Annotated in this window: 19 protein-coding genes; 7 read left to right on the plus strand and 12 right to left on the minus strand. The window is 65.5% G+C overall.

Annotated features, from left to right (window positions below; translation table 11 throughout):
• Nucleotides 1-6: 6 nt before the first annotated feature.
• Nucleotides 7-738: a response regulator gene (locus IQ24_RS08070; RefSeq protein WP_145397319.1), complete on the minus strand. Its 732-nt coding sequence runs from the start codon at nt 736-738 to the stop codon at nt 7-9.
• Nucleotides 739-887: 149 nt separating this feature from the next.
• Between IQ24_RS08070 and mce the strand changes: the two genes are divergently transcribed.
• Nucleotides 888-1,292, plus strand: coding sequence for a methylmalonyl-CoA epimerase (gene mce, locus IQ24_RS08075; RefSeq protein ID WP_145397320.1), 405 nt, complete (start codon nt 888-890; stop codon nt 1,290-1,292).
• Nucleotides 1,292-1,552 (plus strand): DUF1467 family protein, encoded by a 261-nt coding sequence (locus IQ24_RS08080; RefSeq protein ID WP_145397322.1) that lies wholly within the window; start codon nt 1,292-1,294, stop codon nt 1,550-1,552. The genes mce and IQ24_RS08080 overlap by 1 nt, the downstream gene beginning before the upstream one ends.
• Here IQ24_RS08080 and IQ24_RS08085 read toward each other — a convergent pair.
• The 3 genes from IQ24_RS08085 to IQ24_RS08095 are packed head-to-tail and all read right to left on the minus strand — an operon-like array spanning nt 1,518 to nt 3,883.
• Nucleotides 1,518-2,222: an EI24 domain-containing protein gene (locus IQ24_RS08085; RefSeq protein ID WP_242008002.1), complete on the minus strand. Its 705-nt coding sequence runs from the start codon at nt 2,220-2,222 to the stop codon at nt 1,518-1,520. The genes IQ24_RS08080 and IQ24_RS08085 overlap by 35 nt on opposite strands.
• Nucleotides 2,219-2,785 carry a nitroreductase family protein gene (locus IQ24_RS08090; RefSeq protein WP_145397324.1) on the minus strand — a complete coding sequence of 189 codons (567 nt, stop codon included), beginning with the start codon at nt 2,783-2,785 and terminating at the stop codon, nt 2,219-2,221. The genes IQ24_RS08085 and IQ24_RS08090 overlap by 4 nt, the downstream gene beginning before the upstream one ends.
• Nucleotides 2,786-3,883 carry a class II histone deacetylase gene (locus IQ24_RS08095; RefSeq protein ID WP_145397326.1) on the minus strand — a complete coding sequence of 366 codons (1,098 nt, stop codon included), beginning with the start codon at nt 3,881-3,883 and terminating at the stop codon, nt 2,786-2,788. It abuts the gene before it with no gap.
• A 33-nt stretch (nt 3,884-3,916) separates the two neighbouring features.
• Between IQ24_RS08095 and IQ24_RS08100 the strand changes: the two genes are divergently transcribed.
• Entirely contained in the window at nt 3,917-4,171 is a 255-nt protein-coding gene (locus tag IQ24_RS08100; protein WP_145397327.1) for a DUF167 domain-containing protein, read from the plus strand.
• Here IQ24_RS08100 and IQ24_RS08105 read toward each other — a convergent pair.
• On the minus strand, nt 4,168-4,434 hold the full coding sequence (locus IQ24_RS08105; protein WP_145397329.1) for a hypothetical protein: 267 nt from the start codon (nt 4,432-4,434) through the stop codon (nt 4,168-4,170). The two genes, IQ24_RS08100 and IQ24_RS08105, sit on opposite strands and share 4 nt — an antisense overlap.
• A 154-nt stretch (nt 4,435-4,588) precedes the next feature.
• On the opposite strand from IQ24_RS08105, the gene IQ24_RS08110 reads away from it, so the two are divergent.
• Both IQ24_RS08110 and IQ24_RS08115 read left to right on the plus strand, forming a co-directional pair.
• On the plus strand, nt 4,589-5,335 hold the full coding sequence (locus IQ24_RS08110; protein ID WP_145397331.1) for a M48 family metalloprotease: 747 nt from the start codon (nt 4,589-4,591) through the stop codon (nt 5,333-5,335).
• 231 nt (nt 5,336-5,566) lie between these two features.
• Nucleotides 5,567-5,920 carry a hypothetical protein gene (locus tag IQ24_RS08115; RefSeq protein WP_145397333.1) on the plus strand — a complete coding sequence of 118 codons (354 nt, stop codon included), beginning with the start codon at nt 5,567-5,569 and terminating at the stop codon, nt 5,918-5,920.
• A 4-nt stretch (nt 5,921-5,924) separates the two neighbouring features.
• On the opposite strand, the gene ilvN is transcribed toward IQ24_RS08115, so the two are convergent.
• The 3 genes from ilvN to IQ24_RS08130 form a co-directional block, all read right to left on the minus strand.
• A complete protein-coding gene (ilvN, locus tag IQ24_RS08120) occupies nt 5,925-6,485 on the minus strand; it encodes an acetolactate synthase small subunit (RefSeq protein ID WP_145397335.1) in 561 nt (186 codons plus the stop codon).
• Nucleotides 6,486-6,519: 34 nt separating this feature from the next.
• Nucleotides 6,520-8,274, minus strand: coding sequence for an acetolactate synthase 3 large subunit (locus IQ24_RS08125; RefSeq protein WP_145397337.1), 1,755 nt, complete (start codon nt 8,272-8,274; stop codon nt 6,520-6,522).
• Between the two features lie 182 nt (nt 8,275-8,456).
• Complete coding sequence (locus IQ24_RS08130; protein ID WP_145397339.1) at nt 8,457-9,293, minus strand: arginyltransferase; 837 nt, start codon at nt 9,291-9,293, stop codon at nt 8,457-8,459.
• A 258-nt stretch (nt 9,294-9,551) separates the two neighbouring features.
• Between IQ24_RS08130 and IQ24_RS08135 the strand changes: the two genes are divergently transcribed.
• Nucleotides 9,552-12,332, plus strand: coding sequence for a [protein-PII] uridylyltransferase family protein (locus tag IQ24_RS08135; protein WP_145397341.1), 2,781 nt, complete (start codon nt 9,552-9,554; stop codon nt 12,330-12,332).
• A gap of 21 nt (nt 12,333-12,353) precedes the next feature.
• Here IQ24_RS08135 and IQ24_RS08140 read toward each other — a convergent pair whose 3' ends face one another.
• Both IQ24_RS08140 and carA read right to left on the minus strand, forming a co-directional pair.
• Nucleotides 12,354-14,474 carry a glycosyltransferase gene (locus IQ24_RS08140; RefSeq protein ID WP_145397343.1) on the minus strand — a complete coding sequence of 707 codons (2,121 nt, stop codon included), beginning with the start codon at nt 14,472-14,474 and terminating at the stop codon, nt 12,354-12,356.
• A gap of 83 nt (nt 14,475-14,557) precedes the next feature.
• Entirely contained in the window at nt 14,558-15,709 is a 1,152-nt protein-coding gene (gene carA / locus IQ24_RS08145) for a glutamine-hydrolyzing carbamoyl-phosphate synthase small subunit (protein ID WP_145397345.1), read from the minus strand.
• 142 nt (nt 15,710-15,851) lie between these two features.
• On the opposite strand from carA, the gene IQ24_RS08150 reads away from it, so the two are divergent.
• The gene (locus tag IQ24_RS08150; protein WP_145397347.1) at nt 15,852-16,316 is read left to right on the plus strand and encodes a GatB/YqeY domain-containing protein; all 465 of its coding nucleotides are present in this window, start codon (nt 15,852-15,854) and stop codon (nt 16,314-16,316) included.
• Between the two features lie 2 nt (nt 16,317-16,318).
• Here IQ24_RS08150 and IQ24_RS08155 read toward each other — a convergent pair whose 3' ends face one another.
• Nucleotides 16,319-17,470 carry an MFS transporter gene (locus tag IQ24_RS08155; protein WP_145397349.1) on the minus strand — a complete coding sequence of 384 codons (1,152 nt, stop codon included), beginning with the start codon at nt 17,468-17,470 and terminating at the stop codon, nt 16,319-16,321.
• 88 nt (nt 17,471-17,558) lie between these two features.
• Entirely contained in the window at nt 17,559-18,698 is a 1,140-nt protein-coding gene (locus IQ24_RS08160) for an alpha-D-ribose 1-methylphosphonate 5-triphosphate diphosphatase (RefSeq protein WP_145397351.1), read from the minus strand.

Consider the following 18,698-nt stretch of genomic DNA (forward strand, 5'->3'; position numbering starts at 1 on the left):
CGCGCGTCAGTGTTCGCTGACGCCCGCCAGCCGGACCTGCACCATCGCCCCCACGCGCGTCACGTCGTCAGCGGGCACCGCACCCTGACGCGTGCGCTGCGCCAGCGCGGTTGCCGCATCTTCCAGCGGGCGATCATGGGACGAGCGGGCGACACCGGCCAGAAAGCGCGCGATATATTCCAGCGCGTCCGGGTTGCCGCTATCCAGCATCTCGACCACATGGGCCAGATCGTCGCGCAGCGCACCCCGATCAGGCAGGACGACATCCTCACGCTCCAGCAGGCGCAGACCGCGCGGGCGCTGGTCGGCGGGCAGGGCCGAGAGGACCGCATTCTGGAACACCGCAAGGCTTTCGACCGGCTTCGGCAGGAACCCGTCCGCGCCCGCCTGCAGGGCCAGCTCCTCATTCGCGCTGTCGCCCGAGATGCCGATGATCGCCGGAACGCGTGGCACGCTTTGAGAGATCAGCCGGATCAGCTCGGCCCCGTTGCCGTCGGGCAGACCCATGTCGATGATCGCCGCATCGGGGCGATAGGTCTGCAGATGGCGCAGGGCCGCGCGCAGGCTGTCGGCGCGGCGGATGCGCGCGCCCGAGCGCAGGCACAACAGCCGCACGGCTTCGGATGCAAAGCGCGAATCCTCGACCACCAACACGGTCAGCCCACCCAGCGGACGCCCCGCCACCGCAACTTGCGAAACGGGGCGCGGGATCGGTTGGACGATTTCAAGTCCCCTCATTCCTCAGATCTCCGTAAAAATACCAGACATTGAAGACAATTTGACGCGATTCGGCTAAGAACCCGTTAACGAGGACGGTTTTCCTTTCCCCTCGGGCGCGCAGGGCCTAGAAGGTCGTCAACATTCTGGAACCCTTTCGGAGAATTGCCTTGATCGGACGCCTGAACCATGTCGCCATCGCCGTGCCGGACCTGACAGCAGCGGCTGCGCAGTATGAAACCACGCTGGGCGCCAAGGTCGGGGCACCGCAGGACGAGCCCGATCACGGCGTGACGGTGGTCTTTATCGAGCTGCCCAACACCAAGATCGAACTGCTGTACCCGCTGGGCGAGGACAGCCCGATCAACGGATTTCTGCAGAAAAACCCCTCGGGCGGCATTCATCACATGTGCTTTGAGGTCGATGACATTCTGGCCGCGCGCGATCAGCTGAAGGCGCAGGGTGCCCGCGTTCTGGGCACCGGTGAGCCGAAGATCGGCGCGCATGGCAAGCCTGTGCTGTTCCTGCATCCCAAGGACTTCAACGGCTGCCTGATTGAGCTGGAGCAAGTCTGATGAGCCTGACCGGCGGCTTCGTCCTTTACGCGACGCTTTGGTTTCTGGTGCTGTTCGTCGTCGTCCCCATCGGCCAGAAAAGTCAGGCCGACGCGGGACATGTCGTGCCGGGAACGCCCGCGGGCGCCCCGCACGACCTGCGTTTCATGCGCAAATGCATCATCACCACGGTCATCACGACGATCCTGTTCGGCATCATCGCCTGGGTCATCTTTGCCGATATCATCACCCGCGCGGACCTCGAGAAGCTGATCTCGTAAGATGAAAAAGGTGCGTGAAGGCGGCAGCGCCCAGCACCGGCACCAGAATATTCAGAAACGGCACCGTCAGCAGCAGGGCGATCAGCACGCCAAGCGCCGTCACCTGACCTGACAGGCTGCGGCGCAGCGCCGTTGCCTGCGGCGGGTGCAGGTGGCGGCTGGCGGCCATCTGGAAGAACTCTCGACCCAGCAGCCAGCCATTGCCGCCATAGAACAGCACGCCCGCCAGCGGCCCCAGAAAGGGCGTCAGGATCAGCGTCAGCAGGCTGACCAGCAGCACCGCGCCCAGAAGAGCCGCCGATTCCAGCAGCCCGTCCCAGAAGTCGACGGGCAGCCCCTTCGCCTGCGGGTAATGCGTGTCCTCGACGGCTTCGGCCACGCGCTCGGCGAAAAGGCCCGAGAAGGCAGCGGCCACCGGTGCCATCAGGAAAAACCCCATCAGCGGCAGCAGCACCAGCGAACCCCAGGACAGCGCGCCGCCAATCGGGATCTCGCCGATCCAGGGCAGCGTCAGATGCTGGGGCGCGAACAGGCGGATGGCCCAGAACGCGCCCGCCTGCAGCGCCAGAAACAGCACGATGGTCAAAGCCACGCCCAGGGCCACGACGCCCATGATCCTGGGGCGCAGCAGGTCGCCCCAGGCCAGCGTCAGGGCGCGGAGCGGGTTCACAGGAAGCTGGTCCGGCTTGCCACGTCGGGGCGCGGACGCTCGGGCGGGGTGCCGGTGCGCTGGCCGATGTGGATGAGGCCCACCAGCTTTTCGCCCGCACCAAGGCCCAGATGCGCCTGCGCGAACTCCTGCTGCGTGGCGGGGCCGGTCAGCCATGCCGCGCCGTAACCTGCGGCCAGCGCGGCGTTCAGCAGCGACAGGCAGACCGCGCCCGCAGACAGCACCTGCTCCCATTCCGGGATCTTCGGGTGATCGACCGGGGCCGAGACGACGCCCACGATCACCGGAGTGTCAAAGGCCGAGCGGGCTTTCAGCGCCGCCGCCTCATCGCCGCCGGTCCGGGTGACGAAATCGGCCAAAAGCGGGGCCAGACGGTCCAGCGTCTCACGCTCCAGCACGATCAGCCGCCAGGGCTCCAGCTTGGCATGGTCGGGGACGCGCAGGCCCAGCTCAATCAGACCCATCAGTTCCTCGCGTGAGGGGGCGGGGCCGGTCAGCGTGCGGGGCGGATGAGAGCGGCGGCTGCGCAGGAAAGCCAGCGCGTCGGGATTGGTATGTTCCATTCAGACCTCGAAGAAAGTGGCAAGCTCGCGCAGATGCGCCGAGACATGGTTGATCCAGACCGGGCCTGGCTGGCGGGCATCGATGACCGCGCCCAGAGGGTCGGGGGCTTCGATGTCCAGGCGGGCGAGCCTTGCGATCGCGGCATGTCCGCAGAAGGGGACATGCGCCTCTGAATAGCCGCCTTCGTGCACAAGGACCAGCCGGTCCTGACACAGCTCCGCCGCCGCCTGCTGCATCAGCGCGGTCATCGCGCCGAAGCTGTTTGCGCCCAGCACCATGCGCCCCAGCGGGTCCATGGCCGAGGCGTCATAGCCGCAGGCGACAATGATGATCTCGGGGCGGTGGCGGCGCAGGGCGGGCAGGACGATCCGCTCCAGCGCCTCCAGATAGCTTTGATGGCCGGTGCCGGGGGGCAGGGGGATGTTGATGTTCGCGCCCGCCGCGCCGCGCACATCCGCGCCGCCGGTCTCTAGCGGATAGTTGCGGTCCTGATGCAGCGAGATTGTCAGCACGTCGGGATCGTCCAGATAGATCGCCTCGGTCCCATTGCCGTGATGCACGTCCCAGTCGACGACGGCAAAGCGCTGCGCCAGCCCTGCGGCGCGGGCGGCCTCGATGGCGATGGCAATATTGGCGAAAAGGCAGAAGCCGTTTGGCAGGTCGGGCAGGGCGTGATGCCCCGGCGGCCGCGACAGCGCATAGGCGCTCGCCAGCTGGCCCTGCAGCACTGCCGCCACGGCGGCCTTGGCCAGCCCGGCCGAGCGCGCCGCGATCTCATACCCGCCCTTGAGGAAGGGCGCGCGGGGGCCAAGCTCACCCCCCGTCGCGTCCGAGAGCGCCTTGAACCGCTCAAGATAGCTGGCCGGGTGGACGCGCAGCAGATCCTTGCGCGTGGCCGAGGGGGCGGATTGCAGCTGCAACCGGTCCATAAGACCGGTCACATGCATCAGGTTCACCATCCTGCGCTTGCTTTCCGGGCTTTCGGGAATGCTGCCGCCCGGTTGAACCAGCCCGCCGGCCTGCATGGTCAGGACGTAATCGCCCCCCGCATGCCACATGCAGAGTTCGTCATGGAAAAATCCGGTCTGAGGCGCCATTGTCTGTCCCGTATCAAAGGATGTCGCGCCAGCATGACCGATCTGAAACACCTTGCGCAACCCGGTCACGAGATCGCCGTCCGCGTCACCCCGCGTGCCTCGCGCAATGCGGTGACGCTGGGGCCGGACGGGGCGATCCGCGTCAGCGTCACGACCGTCCCCGAGGATGGCAAGGCCAATGCGGTCGTGATCAAGCTGCTGGCGAAATCCATCGGTATCGCCAAATCGCGGCTGGTGCTGCTGCGCGGGGCCAGCGCGCGCGACAAGCTGTTCCGGATCGTGGACTAGTCGCTGCGCCCGCCGCGTTCCAGCCGGTAATTCCCCTCGGGCAGGTTCAGGGCGGCGCGCAGTTCTTCCAGCTGTTCCAGCGTCAGGACGATATGCACCGGCTCTCCGCTTTCGGGGTCGAACTGCTCGATGATGATGCGGTCGTCGAAGGCCTGAACGATCACGTCCTCATTCAGAGGGCGCGCGCCGACGGCGGCCCCTTCGGGAAGTTCGTCGATCAGGGTGATGACGGTCGCGTCGAATTCGTGCTCGATGGTGAACATGGCTGCCTCCGAAGCGTTGGCCTTGGTGCAACAATCGCGTGATCTTCGCGCGGGGGCAAGCCGGGGGATTGGCGGGGATCGCCTTCGACGGATAGACTGCCCCCGAACCGCCGAAAACGGCGAAGATGTTTTCAAGACGAAGGACCAGGGGCGAATGATCAGGGCGTGGGCGGCGGTGATTGCGGTGCTTGGGCTGGCGGGCTGTGTGGCCGCGCCGGGGCCGCAGGGGCAGGGCCCGGCTACCCAGCCTGTCGGGGTCATCATGACCTCACCCGATGTGCCGCGCACGGCGCGTGATTCCGCGCGCTCATTCGTTGCGGTGATCAACAAGATGGAGCCCGCGGTCGAGCGTGAATGCGTCGAGCGGCGCACCCAGCCCATCAATTGCGATTATCAATTCGTCGTCGATGACCGCGCCGGATTGGAGCCGAACGCGTTTCAGACCATCGATGCCAATGGCCGCCCGATTATCGGCTTCACGCTGTCGCTGATTGGCGAGGCGCGCAATGCCGATGAACTGGCATTTGTGGTCGGGCATGAAGCCAGCCACCATATTCTGGGCCATATCACCCGCAAAAGCTCGGCTGCTTCGGTTGGTGCGGTGATCCTGGGCGGGTTGGCCAGCGCCTATGGTGCCAATGCTGATGCAATCCAGTCGGCCTCGAATTACGGGGCGCAGATTGGCGCGCGCTATTATTCGCGCGATTGGGAGCTTGAGGCCGATTATCTGGGCGCAATCATTGCGCTGAATGCCGGATACGATCCCGAGCATGGGGCGCAGTTCTTTGCGCGAATCCCTGACCCCGGCGACAAGATTCTGGGCACACACCCGTCAAGAGCGGCGCGTATGGCGCAGGTTGCGCGGGCTGTTTCTGATTACCGTTCCGGGCGAGTTCGATAGCATTCGAATCCGTAAGCAGTTGTAAATTAGTTGATTAAAATTAATTCGAATCAACTGAGAGTGGTGCAGATTTGCAAGGCTTCGGCGGGATTTTGCACATTTGATATTTACGCAACGTAAATCTGCGGGTACTCAGCGAGAAATTGCTTTTATAGGCAAATAGCTGCCTATAGTTTTTACGTGAAGACATTTTCGGGCCGGATGCGCCGCGCCCATTGGGTGAGGTATTTTATGATCGGCGTTATTATGTGGAGTAGCGAGGATAAAGCCAAAGCGGTGATCTGGTGTGAAGATCATGCGGCGCTCGCTTATCTCCAGGGGACCGAAAATCTGACAGGTGCCTCGTCCTGGCCCGCCGTGGGCGATCTGGTCGAGCTGGAATGCGATACAGTGAACGGTATGCGTTATGCCCGCTCGGTCAATGTCATTTCCGGCCACAAACGGGCCGAACTGCCCAGCCTTCTTCGCAGCATGAGTGAAACGCAAAACGCGCAGAAACGTCCGGTTCTGCGCGTTGTGTCGTCTCAGGATGCGTCCTGGTCGGGTGAGCCGCGCCCCTTGCGCGAAGCTTCGGGGCGCCGCTAGGGCCTCAGGCGCCGCGCGACAGCGCGGCGACCCCGGTCCGGGCCAGATCCGTCAGACCCAGCGGCCGCATCAGCTCGGCGAAGGCGTCCAGTTTTTCGGGCGTGCCGGTCATTTCGAAGACAAAACTTTCCAGCGTCGAATCCACGACATTCGCCCGGAAGATCTCGGCGATGCGCAGCGCCTCGACGCGCTTTTCGCCCTTGCCCGACACCTTGAAGAGGCCCAGCTCACGCTCGACGCTGGGGCCTTCGACGGTCAGGTCATGCACGTCATGGACGGGCACGATGCGGCCAAGCTGCGCCTTGATCTGCTCGATCACCGAAGGCGTGCCGCGCGTCACGATGGTGATGCGCGAGCGGTGGCCCAGATGGTCCACCTCGGCCACGGTCAGGCTGTCGATGTTGTAGCCACGCCCCGAGAACAGGCCGATGACGCGGGCCAGAACGCCCGCCTCGTTGTCGACCAGCACTGCCAGCGTGTGCGACTCGACGGTCTGGGCATTCGGATCGCGAAGATCATAGGCCGAATGGCTGGATGCGCCCTGTTGGATATTCAATGCCGCCATGATGGGTCTCGCTTCTTTCTGTTTCGGCCGTGGATCAGACGAGCGCGCCGCCAGCGCCGGTGATGGCGCCTTCGGTCGAGGCATCGCCCAGCAGCATCTCGTTATGCGGTTTGCCCGAGGGGATCATCGGGAAGCAGTTTTCATGCTTCTCGACCAGCACGTCGAGGATATAGGGTCCGTCATAATCCAGCATTTCCTGAATCGCATCGTCCAGTTCCGCCGGGTCAGAGACCACGCGGCCCTTGCAGCCGAAGGCCTCGGCCAGCTTGACGAAATCGGGCAGGCTTTCCGACCAGCTCTGGCTATAGCGCTCGCCATGCAGCAGTTGCTGCCACTGGCGGACCATGCCCAGACGTTCGTTGTTCAGGATGAACTGCTTGACCGGGGCGCGGAACTGCACCGCCGTGCTCATTTCCTGCATATTCATCAGCCACGAGGCATCGCCCGCGACGTTGATGACCAGGGCCTCGGGGTGGGCGACCTGCGCGCCGATCGAGGCCGGCAGGCCATAGCCCATCGTGCCCAGACCACCCGAGGTCATCCAGTGGTTCGGATCGTCGAAATGCAGATATTGCGCGGCCCACATCTGGTGCTGGCCGACCTCGGTCGCGACATAGGGCTTCCGATGCTTGGTCAGTTCATGCAGGCGCTGCAGCGCGTATTGCGGCTTGATGATGCTGTCCGAGCCTTTGTAGGCAAGGCAGTCGCGCGCCTTCCACTGCTCGATCTGCGCCCACCATTTCGGCAGCGCCTCGGCATTGGTCTTGCGGCCCCGCGCCTTCCATATCTTCAGCAGATCTTCCAGCACATGCGCGACATCGCCGACAATCGGCAGGTCGACATGGATGACCTTGTTGATCGAGCTGGGGTCGATGTCGATCTGCACCTTGACCGAGCCGGGGCTGAAATCCGCTACGCGGCCGGTGATGCGGTCGTCGAAACGCGCGCCGACGGCGATCATCAGGTCGCAATCATGCATGGCCATATTGGCCTCATAAAGACCGTGCATGCCCAGCATGCCGATCCAGCCTTTGCCGGTCGCCGGATAGGCGCCCAAGCCCATCAGGGTCGAGGTGACCGGGAAGCCCGTCGCCTCAGCCAGTTCGCGCAGCAGCTGGCTGGCGCCGGGGCCCGAGTTGATGACGCCGCCGCCGGTGTAGAAGATCGGACGCTCGGCGCGCTCGATCATCTCGGCCAGACGGGTGATCGCCGCGATATCGCCCTTCTTGGTGGGCTGGTAGGTCGGCGTCTCGATCTGTTTCGGGCCGACATATTCGCCGGTCGCGAATTGCACGTCCTTCGGGATGTCGACCAGCACCGGACCCGGACGGCCCGAGGTGGCGACGTGGAAGGCCTTGTGGATCGTCGCGGCCAGTACGTCGGTGTCCTTCACCAGCCAGTTGTGCTTGGTGCAGGGGCGGGTGATGCCGATGGTGTCGGCCTCCTGGAAGCCATCCGTGCCGATCAGGAAGGTCGGAACCTGGCCCGAGATCACGATCAGCGGGATCGAATCCATCAGCGCATCGGTCAGGCCGGTGACCGCATTGGTCGCGCCCGGACCCGAGGTGACCAGCACGACACCGGGCTTGCCGGTTGAGCGGGCATAGCCTTCGGCCATATGAACCGCGCCCTGTTCGTGGCGGACCAGAATGTGCTTGATGTCGTTTTGCTGGAACAGCTCGTCATAGATGGGAAGTACCGCGCCACCCGGATAGCCGAATACCGTATCGACGCCCTGATCGCGCAGAGCTTCGACAACCATTCTCGCACCCGTCATGTCTCGGGACATCCGCATTCTCCATGCTACTTGCTTACACAGACACGTATCGCGCAGCCTTTGACCGGGCGACCTTTCTGCAACGCCGCAAACTATGGGCGGACCGGGGCGGGGTCAATGGGCAAAAACGCCGAAAATAACAAGAAATGCCAAAACTAAGACATTAAATTACAAAACGCGGTGCGCGTGCGCAATTATTTGGTCTGCGGCAGGGTGATTCTGGCAACCTGTTCGACAATCGGCGCAATCGACAGCGGATGCGTGTCCGAGTTATGCGCATCCGGCGTGCCAATCGGCTGCCAGACGCCGCCCTTGTAGATTTCCAGCGCGCTGAAGCGGGCCTTGTAATCCATCTTGCGGCTGCCCGGCACCCAATAGCCCAGATAGACATAGGGCAGGCCGGAACTGCGGGCCATTTCGATATGGTCAAGGATGATATGCGTGCCCAGGCTGAAATGCTCAAGCTCGGGTTCGTAGAAGCTGTAGACGAGGCTCAGCCCGTCATCGAGAATATCGGTCAGGCAGACGGCGATCAGCTGGTCGTCGCCCTGCTTGAAGCGCCCACCCTCGACGCCCGCGGCGCGATATTCGATCACGCGGGTGCGGACCGGCGTCTCCTCGATCATCGAGGCGAATTCGAAGATGTCCATATCGGCCATGCCGCCATCGGCGTGGCGCACATCCAGATAAGAGCGGAACAGCTCATACTGCTCTTCCGTGGCCCAGGCGCTGGTCGCCACGCGCCGCAGCCCGGCGTTGCGTGACTGCACCCGGCGCTGCGTCCGCGAAGGCTTGAAATCGGCAACGCGGATGCGGGCGGACATGCAGGCCATGCAGCTTTCGCAGCTGGGCCGATAGAGCACGTTCTGCGAGCGGCGAAAGCCCTGCCGCGACAGCGCATTGTTCAGCTCGGTCGCGTTTTCGCCGACCAGCGCGGTGAACAGCTTCCGCTCGGCCCGGCCGTGCAGATAGGGGCAGGGCTGGGGGGCGGTCACATAGAATTGGGGGGCATGCGGCAGGCTGTGACGCATCAGCAACCTCCGGCGCCGGACCGGCTTACACAACTGTCGCGTCGACGCATGTCTTGTCTCATCGGTCGCGGTGATACCGTTTGCAAGGGAAGAAACCATCCATTTCTGCGAGAGCCTAGCAACAGAACCTCATTCCGCCAAGCGTTGATCCATCTCTCTCTTCTAGATGGGCAGAGGTGGTTAATTTTGAAACCCAAGGCCCACGGTTTCGCAATCACATCGCATTGACGCGGCAAGGCGCTGCGCTAGGTTGCTGGCATGGATTTCGCCGCCAAGATCACCCGCCTGCCCATTCCCGTCGACCCGGCCCGTGGGCAGGAGGCCGCCGATGCCGCGGCCATCGCCGATCCCCGCATTGCCGACCTGATCCGCGGGGCCGCCGGGTGCAGCCCGTATCTGACCAGCCTGATCCTGCGAGAGGCCGATTGGCTGGGCGACGCCCTGACGCGAGAGATGACCGTGGCTGAGGTCACGCGCGACTTCGAGCAGTTGTCCGGTGACGAACTCGGTCCGGCGCTGCGTCAGGCCAAGCGGCGCGTCGCGCTTTGGGCGGCGCTGGCGGATCTGGGCGGTGTCTGGGCGCTGGAAGAGGTGACCGGCGCGCTGACGGATCTGGCCGACCGGGCCAGCGATCTGGCACTGCGTGCGCATATCCGGGCCGAGGTTCAGCGTGGCAAGCTGCCCCCGACCGAGGCCGATGCGGGCGGGATCTTCGCGCTGGCCATGGGCAAGATGGGCGGGCGAGAGCTGAACTATTCCTCGGACATCGACCTGATCGTGCTGTTTGACGACATGGCCTATGCCCCCGATGACCGGGCCGACGCCCGCGCGGTGCTGATCCGCGCTACTCGCAAGGCGGCGGCGACGCTGTCGGACATCACCGATCAGGGCTATGTCTTCCGCACCGATCTGCGGCTGCGGCCCGATGTCTCGGTCACACCGGTCTGCGTCTCGGTCTCGGGCGCGCTTGGTTATTACGAGGCCGAGGGCCGCACATGGGAGCGTGCAGCCTATATCAAGGCGCGCCCCTGCGCGGGCGATATCGGCGCGGCGGACCGTTTCCTGCGCGAGATGCGGCCCTTCGTCTGGCGCCGGCATCTGGATTTCTCGACCATTCAGGACACGCATGACATGCGGCTGCGCATCCGCAGCCACAAGGGCCTGCACGGCCGCATCGAAGTGCCGGGCCACAATATGAAGCTGGGGCAGGGCGGCATCCGCGAAATCGAGTTCTTCACCCAAACGCGGCAGCTGATCTCGGGCGGGCGGGACCCATCGCTGCGCTCTCGCCAGACGGTCGAGGCGCTGCGGCAACTGGCCAAAAAGGGCTGGGTGCAGACCGACGTCGCGGAAGAGCTGATCCGCCACTATCGCGAGCATCGCGAGATTGAGCATCGGATCCAGATGGTCAATGACGCGCAAACGCATTCCGTGCCGCAATCGGCCGAGGGGATCGACATCATCGCCCGCATGATGGGCGAGCCTGACACGCGCGCCTGGTCCGAGCGGCTGGCCGCCCGGCTTGAGCAGGTCGAGACCCTGACGAGCGATTTTTTCGCGCCGCAGGAAAGCGCCGAGCGACCGGCGCTCTCGGATGAGGCCGAGGCGATCGTGGCCCGGTGGCGCACCTATCCGGCGCTGCGCTCGGAGCGCGGGCAGCGCATCTTCTCGCGGATCGAGCCGGAGCTTTTGTCGCGGCTGAATGCAGCCACTCATGCGGACGAAGCACTGGCGCGCTTCGACGACTTCCTGTCGGGACTGCCTGCCGGGGTGCAGCTTTTCTCGCTGTTCGAGGCGAATCCGCAGTTGATCGACCTGATTGTCGATATCTGCGCGACCTCCGCCGGGCTGGCCGCCTATCTGGCGCGCCACCCCGAGGTGCTGGACGCGGTGGTCGGCGGCAGCTTCTTTTCGCGCTGGCCCGAGGCGAATGGGCTGCGCGCCGATCTGGACCGGCAGCTGGCGAACGCCCTCTCGGCCCCGGATGGCGGCTATGAGCGCGCGCTGGATGTCGCCCGCCGCTGGGCGCATGAATGGCAGTTCCGCACCGGCGTTCACCACCTGCGCGGGCTGATCGGCGCGGAAGAGGCGGGCGGGCAATATGCCGATATCGCCGATGCGGCCATCGGCGCGCTGTTTCCGGTGGTCGCGGCGGAATTCGCCGCGCGCCACGGCCCGCCGCCGGGGCGCGGAGCGGTCCTGCTGGGGATGGGCTCGCTGGGTGCGCGCCAGTTGAACGCGGCCTCGGATCTGGACCTGATCGTGATCTATGACGCCGCCGGGCAGGAGAGTTCGGAGGGGCGCAAGCCCTTGGCGACCCGCGCCTATTACGCGCGGCTGACGCAGGCGATGATCACGGCGATCTCGGCCCCCACTTCAGCCGGTCGGCTTTATGAGGTCGATATGCGTCTGCGCCCCTCGGGGCGGCAGGGGCCGGTCGCGACCTCGGTCCAGTCCTTCCGCGACTATCAGATGAACGAGGCCTGGACCTGGGAGCATCTGGCGCTGACCCGTGCGCGCATCGTCGGCCTTTGCGGCGATGACGTCGCTGAACTGGCCATCGAGATCGAGGCGCTGCGCATCGAGGTGCTGGCCACGCGTGGATCCGATCCGAAGGTCGCGCCCGATCTGGCCGAGATGCGAGACCGGATCTTTTCTGCCAAGGCCTCGGACGGTCCCTGGGACGCCAAGACCGGGCGGGGGCGGCTGCAGGATATCGAGCTTCTAGCGCAATCCTTTGCCCTGCGGACGGCTGCGACCGCGCGCGGGACGGTGGCGCAGCTGCGCTCGGGCGGGCGGGGCGGGCTGATCAGCCGCGAGGACAATGACACGCTGATCGCCACCCGCCGGTTCCTGTGGAACCTGCAATGCGCGACGCGGCTGCTGACCGAGGCTCCGCTGGACATGCAGCTTCTGGGTCGCGGCGGGCAGGCCTTCCTTTTGCGCGAGACGGGAACCGCGACGCTGGAAGAACTGGCCCTGCGCCTTGAGGAGGCTGTCAGCAAGGCCGGGGCCATCATCGATCAAAGCCTGGCCTGAGGCCGCCCGCGCACCCGGGCGCTAGTTGACCTTGCCCAGAACCGGCAGCAGGCCGGAGTCCTCAAACGCGGGTGCGATCACCGACGGGCCGGATGCGGGCGCGGGGAACAGTTCGATCAGCGGCGGCGGCTTGGCGGCCTGCGGGGCGGCTGTCGGGATCTCTTCTTCCTCGGTGGCGATGTCGAAGATGCCATGCGCGGTCTTGTCCCAGTAGAAGGGCTTTGCCACGACCTCATAGATCGCCTTCCACCCGGCCAGACAGCCGAGAGGGAAGTAAAGATGCAAGGTCGGGACCCAGGGCATCAGGTGGCGGTGGTCCTTCCCGCGCACGGCCCAGAGGCCCACGGTGATGTTGAGGATCTCGGACAGGATGAAGAGCGTGAAGAGCAGCGCAATCGCATTGCCGCCAAGCCCGCCCGAGAGCATGTCGCGCATCGGATGCGGTAGGCCGAAGATCAAGAGCCAGAAGCTCCACAGCACCGGCGCCAGCAGATATTGCGAGAGGGAGGCGAGGAACTGCGCCTGAAAACCCAGGAAGCGGCGCGGACCCAGATCCTGCCACAGCCGCAGGGGGTTGCGCATATGTACGCCCCAGGTCATCGCAAAGCCCTTGTGCCAGCGCGAGCGCTGCTTGATCCAGGGAAGGGCGCGGCAATTCGCCTCTTCATGGGTGACGGTGTCCAGCATCTCGGTCCGGTAGCCACGGCGGACCAGACGCACGCCCAGATCGGCGTCTTCGGTCACGTTCCAGGCGTCCCAGCAGCCTACCTCTTCCAGCGCCTTGCGGCGGAAGAACAGGGTCGTGCCGCCCAGCGGGACGACCAGGTTGAGCGCAGCGGCCCCGGCCAGTGTGGCGCGAAACCACGAGGCGTATTCGATGGTGAAGGCGCGGGCCAGCCAGTTGGTGCGGGGGTTGTAGAAATCCAGCACGCCCTGCAGGCAGGCGACCTCGGGCGGGGCAAAGTGGAACCGGCGGGCGACCTTGTGCAGCTGTTCAGGCTCGGGCCGGTCTTCGGCGTCCCAGACGCCGATGATGTCACCCCGGCAGAAATTCAGCGCATAGTTCAGCGCGCGCGGCTTGGTGCGGATGGGGCCGTCGGGGACGCGCACGATCCGCATCCAGCGGGGCAGGGTGGCGGCGGCCAGCGCCTCGCAGGTGATCTGGTCGGTCTCTTCGACGACGATCAGGATATCCATCAGCTCATGCGGATAGTTGAGCCGCCCCAGCCGGCCAATCAGGCGGTCGGCGATATTCGCCTCGCCAAAAAGCGGCACCATGACCGAAATCACGGGCAGGGGCGCGGTCATCTCGGGCGGGGTGGCGCGGCCTTTGGCCAGCGCCAGTTCCTGCATGCGGGCCCGCTTTCGGGCACGCAGGACGGCGCAGAACGAGAGAAGCTTCAGCGCCGAGGAGGCCAGAAGCGTCAGCACCGCCCAGAAGGTCAAAAGCGCGATCATCGCGATTGGGGCGAAGATCAGACCAAGCGTGACCGCAAGGCCCAGCACCATGGCCACCCGGGCGACGCGCACCTCATTGCGGGTGCGGCAGCTTTCATGGGCGGGCACGCGTGTCTCGGCCTGCCGGATCAGCGCGGTCTGGCGGCGTTTCAGCACCGCCTCAAGCACGTCGGCATCCGAGGAAAGCAGCATGCGCACGGTGCCGAAACCAGCGGGAAAGCCGGGGCGCAGCCGGTCAAAATCTTCGGGGCGGGCGGTCACGATATAGGTCACGCCGCCGATGCGACGCCAAGGCACCAGCCCCTCGCTGAGGCAGAAATCCGCGCCCAACTGGTCGATCAGGCGCGGGTCGGGGGGCATGGCAGCCAGATCGATGACGCTGCTGCGCCACTGGCGCGACAGCGCGCGGGTCAGCGCCTCGGGCTGGACCCAGCCGTTCGCCAGCAGTACCTCGCCAAGTCGCGAGGCCTGCCGCTGCCGGATCATCGCGGCTTTCAGCAGATTGCCGGACTCGACCGCCCCGTCTTCCAGCAGGATTTGCCCCAAGGGGCGCTGGTCGCGCGCGGCGATGACGGTGGATGAACTCACGGTGGGGCCCCCTTCTTCGGGGGCTGCAGGACCCGGCCCCGCGCTCGCGCGGAGAGTTGTCAGTGCCGTCGTCTGGGCAGCAGCAGTCGTGGCCATGGGCGAATCCCGTTCCTAACCTGTCCTCTGCTTGGCACAGGGTGGGTTAAGAACCGGTTAACTGCGAAATTGCAGGCCTCGCGTCAGGCGTGACGGCGGGCTTCCATGGCTGAGGCGAAGTTCTCGAACAGGTAGAAGCTGTCCTGCGGGCCGGGGCTGGCCTCGGGGTGATGCTGGACCGAGAACACCGGCTTGCCATCGATGCGCAGGCCGCAGTTCGTGCCGTCGAACAGGCTGACATGGGTCTCGATCACGCCTGCGGGCAGGGTCTGCGAATCGACCGTGAAGCCGTGGTTCATCGAGGTGATCTCGACCTTGCCCGTGTCGACGTTGCGGACCGGGTGGTTCGCGCCGTGATGGCCATGGCTCATCTTCACCGTGCGCGCGCCGACGGCCAGCGCCAGCATCTGGTGGCCAAGGCAGATCCCGAAGATCGGCAGATCGCGGGCCAGCAGTTCCTTGATCATCGGCACGGCATATTCGCCGGTCGCCGCCGGGTCGCCGGGGCCGTTCGACAGGAAGATGCCTTCCGGATTATGGGCCAGCACCTCTTCGGCGGTGGCGGTCGCGGGCAGCACGGTCACATCGGCGCCGCTGGCCACCAGCGAGCGCAGGATGTTGCGCTTGGCGCCATAATCCAGCGCGACGACGCGGTAGGGGTTCTTGCGCTCGGGCTTGCTGAACTCATCGGGCCAGTTCCACGCGCCTTCGTCCCAGTGATAGCTTTGCGTGCAGCTGACTTCCTTGGCGAGGTCAAGGCCCACAAGGCCCTTCCAGTCGCGCGCGCGGGCGATCATCGACTTGATGTCGAAATTGCCCGAGGGGTCATGCGCCAGCACGACATGCGGCGAGCCCTGCTGACGGATCGCACGGGTCAGGCGGCGGGTGTCGAGACCGCCGATGCCGATGCGGCCCAGCTTGGTCATCCAGTCGATCAGGTTCGAATGCGCGCGCCAGTTCGAGGGCTCGGTCGGGTCCCATTTCACCACGATGCCCGAGGCCACGGGTTCGGCCCCTTCATAGTCCATCGGCGTCACGCCGGTGTTGCCGATATGGGGGAAGGTGAAGGTGACGATCTGGCTGGCGTAAGAGGGATCGGTCATGATCTCCTGATAGCCGGTCATGGCGGTGTTGAACACCAGCTCGGCCACGACCTCACCGGTGGCGCCGAACCCCATTCCGTAGAAAACGGTTCCGTCGGCAAGTGCAAGACATGCGGTCGGTTTTTGGGACATCTGCGACTCTCCGGCTAAATCGCCGGGAAACTAGGTGTCAGACAGGTCAGCGTCAAGGCCGGAACTAAACTTCCTTGAGCAGGTTGACGAGGCAGCCGAAGCCGGGCAAGGCGCGTCCTCGACGCAAGCTGAAAGGATCACGATGTCACTGCGCGAGCGAATTCAAGCGGATATCAAGGAAGCCATGAAAGCCAAGGAGGCGGCGCGTCTGTCAACCTTACGGTTGATCTCGGCGGCGATCAAGGATCGCGAAATTGCCGCCCGCACCGAACGCGGCGAAGACAGCGCGCTGAGCGAGGATGACGTGATCGCGCTGATGTCCAAAATGGTCAAGCAGCGGCAGGAATCGGCGCGCGCCTATGAAGAGGGCGGACGCCTTGAACTGGCCGAGCGCGAAGAGGCCGAGATCAAGATCATCCAAAGCTATCTGCCGCGCCAGCTGACCGAGGATGAGGTCGCCGCCGCCATCGAGAAGGTGATCAAGGATCTGGGTGCCAGCTCGATCCGCGACATGGGCCGGGTCATGGCCGATCTGCGGGCGCATTACGCCGGGCGGATGGATTTCGGCGCGGTCGGGCCGCTGATCAAGGCGAAGCTGATGGGCTGAGGCTAGTCCCTCGGGGGAAAGTGGTGACGCGGCCGCAGCGCCAATGCGATGGCGGCCAACGCGACGCAGGCCGCAGCCGCAGTCGCCACGCCCCGAAAGCCCACGCTTGGATAGATCAGCCCCATCAGCATGGGGCCGGCAAAGACCGCCGAATAGGTCACCGCACTGTTCAGCCCCATCACCGCCCCGCGTGCGTCCTGCGCGCGCCGGTTCAGCGCGAGGATCATCGCGTTCAGCCCGAACTGGTTCAGAAACCCCCAAAGCCCGATGTTCAGCATCGCCAGCCGCGCATGCCCGATGCTGAAGCGCCAGGACAGATAAGTCAGCGCAATCAGCGAAAACAGCACGGCCATCAGGGTCCGGCCCTCGGGCGCGGGCAAGCGCCCCGCGCATAGCCCGGCGATCCCGAACCCCACGCCATAGATCAGCACATAGACCCCCGCGCCCGAGGCCGAGAGGTTCAGGGCGTTGCGGATGCCCTCGCCGAAATAGGCGTAGGTGCCATAGAAAGCGGTCATATACATCAATGAGATGCCGAGGATGAAGGGCACGCCCGGCAGCCGCAGCGCCTGCAAGGGGCCGGTGCGCCTGGGCAGGGCGCTCGCCATGCCTCTCGGCAGCCCGTGCCACATGCCCACGCTGACCAGCGCCGAGATCACCGCAAGGATGCCATAGACCGGACGCCAGCCCATATGCTCGGTCATCCAGGCCGAGACCGGCACGGCCAGCACCAGCGACAGCGCCCAGCCGGTCAGCACCCGGCCCAGCCGCGCGGTCTGCTGGCCGGGCGGCGCGGTCGCGGTCGTCGCCGCATAGATCGCCGGAAGCATGACGCCCACGGCCATGCCCGCCAGCGCCTGCGCCATGGCGAGGCCAAGCCAGCTTTGCGCACAAAGGCTCAGCACCTGCGCCAGCGCCAGCACCGCCGCCGAGGCCGCAAGCGAGCGGCGCACCCCCTGCCGGTCGATCTGCGCGGCCAGCATCAGCGCGGAAATGGCAGTGGCCGCGCCAAAGGCGGCGGTTGCGCGGGTCACATGCGCAGGCGTCGTCTGCAGGCTGGCGGCGACTTCGGGCAGGATCGGGCTCAGCACGAAGGCATTCGCGCCCACCAGCACCACACCGATCATCAGAAGGAAGGTGGCGTTCAGCTTCATGGTTCGGCAGCTATCGGGTTTCGGATGCGCCAGATGTCCGATGTTGCGCGGCCGGTTGCAACCGCGAAACAGGGGATGCGCGCCCGGATCAGACGCGGCGACCCCGGACCCAGGTTTCCCGCATCACCGGCGTCTGGTCCAGCATGCGGAAGCGGATCAGGTCGGCGCGCGCCCCGGGGATCAGGCGGCCCCGGTCGTCCAGCCCGGCGGCGCGCGCGGGGTTGGCCGTCACCGTCGCCATCGCACGCGGCAGGTCGTCCCAGATCCGCGACAGGATCAGCGCCCCGGTCAGCAGGCCCGAGGGCACGTAATCCGAGGACAGAATATCCAGATGCCCGGCGCGGGCCAGTTCCTCGGCCGAGACATTGCCGGAATGCGACCCGCCGCGCACCAGATTGGGCGCGCCCATGATCACCATGATGCCCGAGGCATTGCAGGCGGCCGCGGCCTCCAGCGTGGTCGGGAATTCGGCCAGACGCACTCCGTGCCGGGCCGAGGTTTGAACATGCGCCGCAGTGGTGTCGTCATGGCTGGCCAGAACCGCGCCCAGCCTATGCGCCATGGCGACGGTCGCCGCCTCATGCGCATCGCCGAAACTGTCGCGCATCGCCTGCAGGTCGGCGACATGAGCGGCGAATTCCTCTTCGTCCAGACCTCGGCGGCCCTGCACATATTGCTTGAGCTTGCTCAGATCGCGGAACTGGCGTTGGCCGGGGGTGTGGTCCATCAGGCTGATGATGCCGACGCGGTCGTCGGGGCCGAACTCGGCCAGCTCATCGACCAGCGTTTCCGAGCAGACCTCGGCCCGCAGATGCAGCAGATGGCTGATCCGCAGCGCGCCGGTGTGGCGCATGGTGATCAGCTCGCTGGCAAGCGCGCGGGCATAGGCATGCGACTCTCCGTCCCGCCCGCCCGAGCGGATCGAGCCCACGCGCATCGCGTCAAAGACTGTGGTGATGCCGCAGCCCGCCAGTTCCGCATCATGGGCCAGAATGGCGCTGGCATGCGGCCAGTCGACGCCGGGGCGGGGCTGGATGTGACGTTCCAGATTGTCGGTGTGCAGCTCGATCATGCCGGGCGCGAGGTAATCGCCCTGCAGGTCGATGGCGCCCTCAGGCACCTCGGCCCCCCGGCGGATCTCGGCAATCCGGTCGCCTTCGACCAGCAGCATGCCGGTCTGGACGCGGTCCTCAAGGATCAGGCGGGCATTGGCGAAGGCAAGTGTCAT

This window comes from Paracoccus sulfuroxidans, from assembly GCF_007830335.1.
Lineage (GTDB): Bacteria > Pseudomonadota > Alphaproteobacteria > Rhodobacterales > Rhodobacteraceae > Paracoccus > Paracoccus sulfuroxidans.

Coding starts and splice junctions, on each gene's coding strand:
- IQ24_RS08070 (WP_145397319.1), bottom strand. CDS start 738: ATGAGGGGACTTGAAATCGTCCAACCGATCCCGCGCCCCGTTTCGCAA.
- IQ24_RS08080 (WP_145397322.1), top strand. CDS start 1,292: ATGAGCCTGACCGGCGGCTTCGTCCTTTACGCGACGCTTTGGTTTCTG.
- IQ24_RS08090 (WP_145397324.1), bottom strand. CDS start 2,785: ATGGAACATACCAATCCCGACGCGCTGGCTTTCCTGCGCAGCCGCCGC.
- IQ24_RS08095 (WP_145397326.1), bottom strand. CDS start 3,883: ATGGCGCCTCAGACCGGATTTTTCCATGACGAACTCTGCATGTGGCAT.
- IQ24_RS08100 (WP_145397327.1), top strand. CDS start 3,917: ATGACCGATCTGAAACACCTTGCGCAACCCGGTCACGAGATCGCCGTC.
- IQ24_RS08105 (WP_145397329.1), bottom strand. CDS start 4,434: ATGTTCACCATCGAGCACGAATTCGACGCGACCGTCATCACCCTGATC.
- IQ24_RS08110 (WP_145397331.1), top strand. CDS start 4,589: ATGATCAGGGCGTGGGCGGCGGTGATTGCGGTGCTTGGGCTGGCGGGC.
- IQ24_RS08115 (WP_145397333.1), top strand. CDS start 5,567: ATGATCGGCGTTATTATGTGGAGTAGCGAGGATAAAGCCAAAGCGGTG.
- ilvN (WP_145397335.1), bottom strand. CDS start 6,485: ATGGCGGCATTGAATATCCAACAGGGCGCATCCAGCCATTCGGCCTAT.
- IQ24_RS08125 (WP_145397337.1), bottom strand. CDS start 8,274: ATGTCCCGAGACATGACGGGTGCGAGAATGGTTGTCGAAGCTCTGCGC.
- IQ24_RS08130 (WP_145397339.1), bottom strand. CDS start 9,293: ATGCGTCACAGCCTGCCGCATGCCCCCCAATTCTATGTGACCGCCCCC.
- IQ24_RS08135 (WP_145397341.1), top strand. CDS start 9,552: ATGGATTTCGCCGCCAAGATCACCCGCCTGCCCATTCCCGTCGACCCG.
- IQ24_RS08140 (WP_145397343.1), bottom strand. CDS start 14,474: ATGGCCACGACTGCTGCTGCCCAGACGACGGCACTGACAACTCTCCGC.
- carA (WP_145397345.1), bottom strand. CDS start 15,709: ATGTCCCAAAAACCGACCGCATGTCTTGCACTTGCCGACGGAACCGTT.
- IQ24_RS08150 (WP_145397347.1), top strand. CDS start 15,852: ATGTCACTGCGCGAGCGAATTCAAGCGGATATCAAGGAAGCCATGAAA.
- IQ24_RS08155 (WP_145397349.1), bottom strand. CDS start 17,470: ATGAAGCTGAACGCCACCTTCCTTCTGATGATCGGTGTGGTGCTGGTG.
- IQ24_RS08160 (WP_145397351.1), bottom strand. CDS start 18,698: ATGACACTTGCCTTCGCCAATGCCCGCCTGATCCTTGAGGACCGCGTC.